The organism is Dyella sp. 01N36 (assembly GCF_056399745.1).
The window spans coordinates 1-7,501 of the sequence record NZ_JBFTRY010000169.1 but is presented as its reverse complement, the minus strand read 5'-3'; the positions used below and the strand labels follow the sequence as shown (position 1 = coordinate 7,501).

At 63.8% G+C, this 7,501-nt stretch carries 7 protein-coding genes and 1 pseudogene; 7 read left to right on the top strand and 1 reads right to left on the bottom strand.

The window, feature by feature from the left end; genetic code table 11:
- The 5 genes from AC1DMG_RS17920 to AC1DMG_RS17900 form a co-directional block, all read left to right on the top strand.
- On the top strand, nucleotides 1–457 hold a 457-nt coding region (locus AC1DMG_RS17920), incomplete at its 5' end, for a glycosyltransferase (RefSeq protein ID WP_477180852.1).
- 61 nt (nucleotides 458–518) lie between these two features.
- Nucleotides 519–1,946 (top strand): hopanoid biosynthesis associated radical SAM protein HpnJ, encoded by a 1,428-nt coding sequence (gene hpnJ / locus AC1DMG_RS17915; RefSeq protein WP_477175595.1) that lies wholly within the window; start codon nucleotides 519–521, stop codon nucleotides 1,944–1,946.
- A gap of 22 nt (nucleotides 1,947–1,968) precedes the next feature.
- Nucleotides 1,969–2,799 carry a hopanoid biosynthesis-associated protein HpnK gene (hpnK, locus tag AC1DMG_RS17910; protein ID WP_477175596.1) on the top strand — a complete coding sequence of 277 codons (831 nt, stop codon included), beginning with the start codon at nucleotides 1,969–1,971 and terminating at the stop codon, nucleotides 2,797–2,799.
- Nucleotides 2,796–3,830: a lysylphosphatidylglycerol synthase domain-containing protein gene (locus AC1DMG_RS17905; protein ID WP_441602267.1), complete on the top strand. Its 1,035-nt coding sequence runs from the start codon at nucleotides 2,796–2,798 to the stop codon at nucleotides 3,828–3,830. Before hpnK ends, AC1DMG_RS17905 begins: the two co-directional genes overlap by 4 nt.
- Nucleotides 3,831–3,847: 17 nt before the next feature.
- On the top strand, nucleotides 3,848–4,768 hold the full coding sequence (locus AC1DMG_RS17900) for a ferritin-like domain-containing protein (RefSeq protein ID WP_477175597.1): 921 nt from the start codon (nucleotides 3,848–3,850) through the stop codon (nucleotides 4,766–4,768).
- A gap of 42 nt (nucleotides 4,769–4,810) precedes the next feature.
- Here AC1DMG_RS17900 and hpnA read toward each other — a convergent pair whose 3' ends face one another.
- Entirely contained in the window at nucleotides 4,811–5,788 is a 978-nt protein-coding gene (gene hpnA, locus AC1DMG_RS17895; RefSeq protein ID WP_477175598.1) for a hopanoid-associated sugar epimerase, read from the bottom strand.
- A 331-nt stretch (nucleotides 5,789–6,119) separates the two neighbouring features.
- On the opposite strand from hpnA, the gene AC1DMG_RS17890 reads away from it, so the two are divergent.
- Both AC1DMG_RS17890 and AC1DMG_RS17885 read left to right on the top strand, forming a co-directional pair.
- Nucleotides 6,120–7,259: a phytoene/squalene synthase family protein gene (locus AC1DMG_RS17890; RefSeq protein WP_477178320.1), complete on the top strand. Its 1,140-nt coding sequence runs from the start codon at nucleotides 6,120–6,122 to the stop codon at nucleotides 7,257–7,259.
- A pseudogene (locus AC1DMG_RS17885) lies at nucleotides 7,256–7,501 on the top strand (squalene--hopene cyclase); the annotation flags it as partial. The gene AC1DMG_RS17890 and the pseudogene AC1DMG_RS17885, both read left to right, overlap by 4 nt.

The window sequence follows — 7,501 nt, the reverse complement described above, 5'->3', positions numbered from 1 at the left end:
GGCCGACGATTTCTGGCTGGGCGAGCGATCGCGCCAGCAAGGCTTGCGCACCGTACTGAGCGACGTGGTGGTCGGCACGCAGGTGAACGAAAACCAACTCTCCCAGCTGTGGTCGCATGAAATGCGCTGGCTGCGCACCATTCGCGCCATATCACCGGCCGGATTCACCTTCAGCTTCGTGTGCTACAGCTGGCCACTGCTGGTGCTGGCCTTGTTGCTCTCGCCCACGCTGCCTTGCCTGATCGTGGCCGCGCTGGGAGTCCTGGCACGCCTGTGGCGCTACCTCGTGTCCTGGCCAAGCACCGCAAGATCCAACCGTTGGCAGGACCTGTGGCTCACCCCTTTTCGCGACACACTGTTGCTGCTGGAATGGGCTGGCGCACTGGTCCACTGGCGAGTGGACTGGCGCGGCCAGATCTTGCATGCGCGCGACCATGCGCCATCGCGCTATCCTTGAACAAGTGGTGACTGGTGTGTTGAACAACTCATTGCGGACAACTGCAGGAGCTTGGCAATCCATGAAGACGCTTTTTCTGCAAGCCCCTTCGTTTGACGGTTTCGATGGCGGCGCGGGCTCGCGCTACCAGGCCAAACGCGAGATCAAGAGTTTCTGGTATCCCACCTGGCTCGCCCAGCCGGCGGCACTCGTCCCCGGCTCGCGCGTGCTGGATGCGCCGGTGGAAGAATTGTCGGTGGAAGCAACGCTGGACATCGCCGCCGAATACGACCTGGTGATCATCCACACCAGCACGCCATCGTTTCCCACCGATGCGAAATTCGCCGAGCTGATCAAGCAGCGCCGTGGCGACATCCTGATCGGCATGGTGGGCGCCAAGGTGGCGGTGGAACCCGATGCCTCCTTGCTCGCCTCGCCCGCGATCGATTTCGTGGCGCGCGAAGAGTTCGACTACACCTGCAAGGAAGTGGCCGAAGGCCGCGCCTTCAAGGACATCGCCGGCATCAGTTACAAACTGATCGACGGCAGCGTGCAGCACAACCCCTCGCGCGCCACCATCGAGCAGATGGACGACCTGCCCTTCGTGGCTCCCATCTACCAGCGCGACCTGAAGATCGAGCGTTACTTCATCGGCTATCTGCTGCATCCCTACGTGTCGATCTACACCGGCCGCGGCTGCCGCTCCAAATGCACGTTCTGCCTGTGGCCGCAGACCGTGGGCGGCCATCGCTATCGCGTGCGTTCGGCGGCCAACGTGCTGGCCGAGGCGAAGTGGATCAAGGAGAACATGCCGGAAGTGCGCGAGCTGATGTTCGACGACGACACCTTCACCGACAGCTCGAACATGGATCGCGTGCACGAGATCGCGCGCGGCCTGCACGCCATGGGCTGGACCTGGAGCTGCAACGCCAAGGCGAACGTGCCGTACGAGTCGCTGAAGATCATGAAGGAAAACGGCCTGCGCCTGCTGCTGGTGGGTTATGAGTCGGGCGACGACCAGATCCTGCACAACATCAAGAAGGGCTTGCGCACGGATATCGCGCGCACCTTCACCGAGAACTGCCGCAAGCTGGGCATCACCGTGCATGGCACCTTCATCCTGGGCCTGCCGGGCGAAACCAAGGAAACCATTGCGCGCACCATCGCCTACGCCAAGGAAATCAATCCGCACACTATCCAGGTGTCGCTGGCGGCGCCTTATCCGGGCACGACGCTATACAAGCAGGCCATCGAAAACGGCTGGCTGGAACACAACACCGCCGCCAATACGGTCAACGACAAGGGCGTGCAGCTGGCCATGATCAGCTACCCGCACCTGTCCAAGGAAGAAATCTTCCACGGCGTGGAAACCTTCTACCGCAGCTTCTATTTCCGCCCGTCCAAGATCTGGGAGATCGTGAAGGAAATGGCCGGCAGCTGGGAGATGACCAAGCGGCGATTGCGCGAAGGCGTGGAGTTCTTCCGCTTCCTGCACGCGCACGAGGCATGACGGCGCGACCCGTGCGTTACCGATGACCGAAGCACCCGCATCCGCGCGCCCACGACTGATCGTGACGGCCGATGATTTCGGCCTGCACCCTGCGGTCAATCACGCCGTGGAACGCGGATTCCGGGAAGGCGTGCTGCGTGCTGCCAGCCTGATGGTGACGGCACCCGCCGTCGCCGATGCGGTGGCCCGCGCCAAGCGCCTGCCCGGCCTCGCGGTGGGTTTGCATCTGGTGCTTGCCGACGGGCTGTCGGCCCTGCCGCCGTCGCAGATTCCCGAACTGGTCGACGCGCGCGGACGCTTCGGCGACGATATGGTGCGCGACGGCTTTCGGTTTTTCTTTCTGCCCTATGTGCGACGGCAGCTTGAAGCAGAGATCCGCGCGCAGTTCGAGGCGTTTGCCGCGACGGGCTTGCCGCTCGATCACGTCAACGCACACAAGCACTTCCATCTTCATCCGACGGTACTTTCCTTGATCCTTTCCATTGGCCGCGAGCACGGCTTGCGCGCGGTACGCTGGCCGGCCGAACCCGGCTCCGGTCCCTGGCTCAAACCCTGGCTGGCGCTGATGCGCTTCCGTTTGCGCCGCGCCGGCATGCGATCGAACGACCATGTCTTCGGCATCCGGCACACTGGCGCCATGGACGAACAGGCGTTGCTGGATGTGCTGCAGCGGCTGCCCCGCGGCCTGAGCGAGCTCTACCTGCATCCGGCCACGCACGGCGAACTGACTCCCACCATGGCGAACTATCGCCACGCCGACGAACTGGCCGCACTGCTGTCGCCCCGTGTGCGGCGCGCCGTGGCCGAACACTGCCAGCTTTGCAATGGCTTCAGCGATCCGGCGGCGGCATGAAATATTTCGTTTATCTCGCCGGCGTGCTCGGCCTGGTGGCCGCCATCATCCTGGTAACGCACCAGAACTGGTCGGCCATCGAGGACGCCTTCGACCACGCCGGATGGGCCCTGCTGTGGCTGCTGCCGTTCCACGCGCTGCCCTTGTTGCTGGACGTATTCGGCTGGCGCGCCCTGATCGCTCCCAGCGATCCGCACGGACGCGCCCGCGTGCCGTTCCTGTTCTGGGCCGCCACGGTGCGCGAAGCCTGCAATCGACTGCTGCCGGTGGCCAACGTGGGCGGCGAAATCGTCGGCATCCGGCTGGTCAAATGGCGCGGCCTGGAAGGCGCACCGGTGGCTGCGAGCGTGATCATCGAGGTGCTGTTGACCCTGGTGAGTCAATACATCTTCGTGGCCCTGGGCCTGTTGCTGCTGATCGGCATGGCAGGCCATATCGGCACGCTCAATTCGGTGATCTGGGCGGTGATCGCCACGCTGCCGCTGCCGATCGGGCTGGTCTGGTTGTTCCGTCACGGGCAGGTCTTTTCACGACTGGAGGCCTTTGCGGAAAAGCTGCTCGGCGGGCCTTCTCGGTTCACCGAGCTGCTCGACGGCGCCCGTCTGGACGACGAAGTGCGCAAGCTGTACGGCAAGCCCGCACGCCTCACGATCGCTTGCGCCTGGCAGGTCGCAGGCTTCGTGGTGGGCAGCTTCGAAAGCTGGCTGGCGCTGTATCTGCTGGGCTATCCCATTTCCGTTTGGGACGCGATTGCCATCGAGGCGACCACGCAGGCGGTGCGCCACATCATCTTCTTCGTGCCAGCGGGACTGGGCGTGCAGGAGGGCGGCCTGGTGCTGTTCGGCAATATCATCGGCCTGCCCGCGGACGCTGCGATCGCCTTGTCGCTGGTCAAACGCGCACGTGAGGTAGGCTTTGGCGTGCCTGCGCTATTGTCGTGGCAGTGGGCGGAAGCACACCGCCTGCACCGCCGCTGGCTGTCGCGCCGCAAGCCATCACTGGCCGATGCACCAGACCGGAAGTTGTCGTAACACCACGAGGTGAAACCGTGTCCCATGACGCCGTAGCCGCCGCCGACCACAGCATGCGCCACTGGGCTGGCAACGAACCGGGACGCATCAAGATCGGTTCCGATGCCCACAAGCGGCTGTTCTGCCGGATGATCCTGGACACGCACAACCCGTATAAGCCGGCCGTGATCGAATGGCCGGCGCTGGATGCGGACACCTTGCATCGCATCACCTCGCTGCCGATCTGGGATATCGCCGTGCAGACCGAGGGCAAGGCCAAGCTGCGCGTGGCGACCTATACGAATACCGTCACCGATCCGCTGCTGCATGAAGCGCTGACCATGGATGGCGATGAGGAAGCGCGCCACAAGGTGGTGTTGAGCAAGATGGTGGCGGCCTACGGCATCACCCTGGCGCCCGAGCCCGAATACGAAATACCGAAAGATTCCGAATGGGGCTGGCTGGTCACCGGCTACAGCGAATGCATCGACAGTTTTTTCGCCTTCGGCCTGTTCGAGTCGGCCAAGCGCACCGGTTATTTCCCGGCCGAACTGGTGGACACGTTCGAGCCGGTGATGCAGGAAGAGGCGCGCCATATCCTGTTCTTCGCCAACTGGGTGGCGTGGTATCGCAAGCAGTTGCCGTGGTGGCGGCGCCCGGCGTTCGAGCTGAAAGTGCTGCGGGTGTGGCTGTTTCTGATCTGGGAACGCATCGGCATCGCCAAGGGCCTGGACAACAACGGCGAGATGCAGGACGCCAACTTCACCATCACCGGTCATCAGCAGATTGGCCTGGACCTGAAGATCGGCGAGTTGCTGGACATGTGCCTGGCGCAGGACAGTTTCCGCATGGGCGGCTACGACGAGCGCCTGCTGCGGCCCACCTTCGTGCCGCGCATGGCCCGCATGGCCCGCCGTTTCATGCGCTCCTACAACAAGCAGACTAGCGATGCAGACTGAGAAACCCCTGTGGGAGCGCACCCTGTGCGCGAACGCATCGCGCTAGCGATGCAAGCTAAACCATGCCACCGCATCTTCCAGCGCCAGCCGCACCGGCCCTGCCGCATAACCCAACTCCCGCTCCGCCTTGGCACTGCTGAAGTACATCCGCTTGCGCGACATGCGCACCTCTTCCACGGTGGCGATCGGCGGCTTGCCCGTCATGCGCGCCCAGGCCTCTGCCATGTACGCCACCGGCATCACCGCGCCATGCGGCAGGCGCCAACGCGGCGGCGTGCCGCCCACGATCTCGGCAATCTCGAACAACAGCTCGCGCAGGCTCATGTCCGCGCCGCCCAGGATGTAGCGCTCGCCCACCACGCCGTGCTTGAACGCCAGCCAGTGCCCATCGGCGACGTCGTCCACATGCACGACGTTGAGCCCGGTATCCACATACGCCGGCATGCGACCGGTCATCGCGTCGCGCACGACGCGCCCGGTGGGCGTGGGCTTGATGTCGCGCGGTCCGATCGGGGTGGAGGGATTGACGATCACCACCGGCAATCCTTGCGCCGCGAAACCGGCGACGACTTGCTCGGCAAGAAACTTCGAGCGCTTGTAGTGACCGAGCATATCGGCCAGCGATACCGGCGTGGTTTCACTGCCAGGCGTACCGTCCCTGGGAATGCCCAGCGTCGCCACGCTGCTGGTATAGATCACGCGCGGCACACCGGCCTGCCGCGCCGCCTCGAGCAAGGCGCGCGTACCTTCGACATTGGTCTGATACAGCTCCTGCGGATGCGGCGCCCACAGCCGGTAATCGGCAGCGACATGGAACAAGGCATCGCAGTCGTCGCAAATCCTTGCCAGCGACGTGGCGTTGGTGAGATCGCCTTCGACGATCTCCACGTCCAGGCCCTGCAGGTTGCGCCGGTCGGAACCGGCGCGGGCCAGCACGCGCACATGATGATCCTCGCGCAGCAGCCGCCGCACCACGGCGGAGCCGACGAATCCGGTGGCGCCAGTAACTAGCGACCGCACGGAAGCAATACCAAGGTATACACGACCATCGCCAGCCTGGACCCTGGACACATAAGGCAGTCGTTCCCTGAACTCGGGGAGGAGTGGGAGGTCATTATGTACGAACGACGCAGACATCGGCGCGTGCGGCAACGGTAGTCGCATCGGCGCCACCGGCACCAGTGCCTGTCCGGTCGGCGTCCGCTTTCCCCAGGCTTTCAAAGCGTATCCACGCGTCTCTACGAATCGATGACATTCGCTTTGATCAGATGGGCGGCGTCTCTCACAGACAGGGTGATACCATGCCGATGTCGCTGGATTCTCTGTATGTGAATACTAAGAAGGCCGAGGCATGCCCATGTTTGAAGCGAAACACGCCGCTGCGATCGCCCCAAGCAACGCCGGCGCTTACCAGGAAGCCATTCTTCCCAAGGTGTCACGAACCTTTGCCCTGACGATTCCGCAATTGCCACCGGCATTGCGCGACGTCGTGGCCAACGCGTACCTGCTCTGTCGCATCGCCGACACCATCGAAGACGAACCCGCGTTCAGCGCGGAAGAAAAAGGCCGCTACGAAAAAGCCTTCGTCGACGCCGTGACCGGGCGCATCGACGCACGCGAATTCGCCGCCCACATCGCGCCGCGACTTTCCGACGCCACTTCGGAAAGCGAACGCGACCTGATGTTCCGGCTGCCGCTGGTGCTGGAAATCACCGAATCGTTCAATCCTGTCCAGCACGACGCCATCGTCGAATGCCTGCGCGTGATGTCGCAAGGCATGCACGATTTCCAGCGCGTGGTCGGCCTGCAAGGACTGGACACGCAGCGCGACATGGATCGCTACTGCTATCACGTCGCGGGCGTGGTCGGCGAGATGCTGACCAAGCTGCTGATCGATTTCGAACCGGAACTGGTGCCGCAGACGCGGACTCTGATGCGCCTGGCCATTTCGTTTGGCCAGGGCCTGCAGATGACCAATATCCTCAAGGACCAGTGGGAAGACCGCAGCCACGGCGTGTGCTGGCTGCCGCACGATGTGTTTGCGCGCCACGGCGTGGAGCTGCAGGACCTTAGTGCCGGCCAGCAGGATGCGCACTATGCCGACGCCATGATCGAGTTGATCGGCATCGCGCACGCGCATCTGTGCCGCGCGGTCGAGTACACGCTGATCGTGCCGGCGCGCCACGCCGGTTTCCGGCGCTTCTGCCTGTGGAGCATCGGCCTGGCCGTGCTCACGTTGCGCAATCTGCAGGACAGGCTCGACTTCTCCTCCGGCACGCAGGTAAAGGTGTCGCGTGCTGCCGTCGCGCAGACCATCGGCTTGACGCGCCTGAGCGACAAGTACGATCCGGCCGTACGCTTTCTGTTCGGCGCGGCGGCGCGCAAGCTGCCGCTCACGCCCCTGGCAGCGGAGTGGGACGTGCCCCAGGCCGGCAACGCCGCCTGGCCGTGGCGACGGACATCGCAGTATAAAAACGCGCGATCGCTATGACGGATTCACCAGCCACCGTCGCCGACCCTGCCCCGCCCAACACGCGTCAACCGACTCTCGATCCCGGCCTTGTCGATCCGGATCGCATCGACCGGGCCATCGATCGGGCGCGACAGGCCCTGATGGCGCGTCAGCGCGCGGACGGTCACTGGTGTTTCGAATTTGAAACGGACTGCACGATTTCGTCCGAGTACATCCTGATGATGCATTTCATCGACGAGATCGATGAGGTGCTGCAGGAG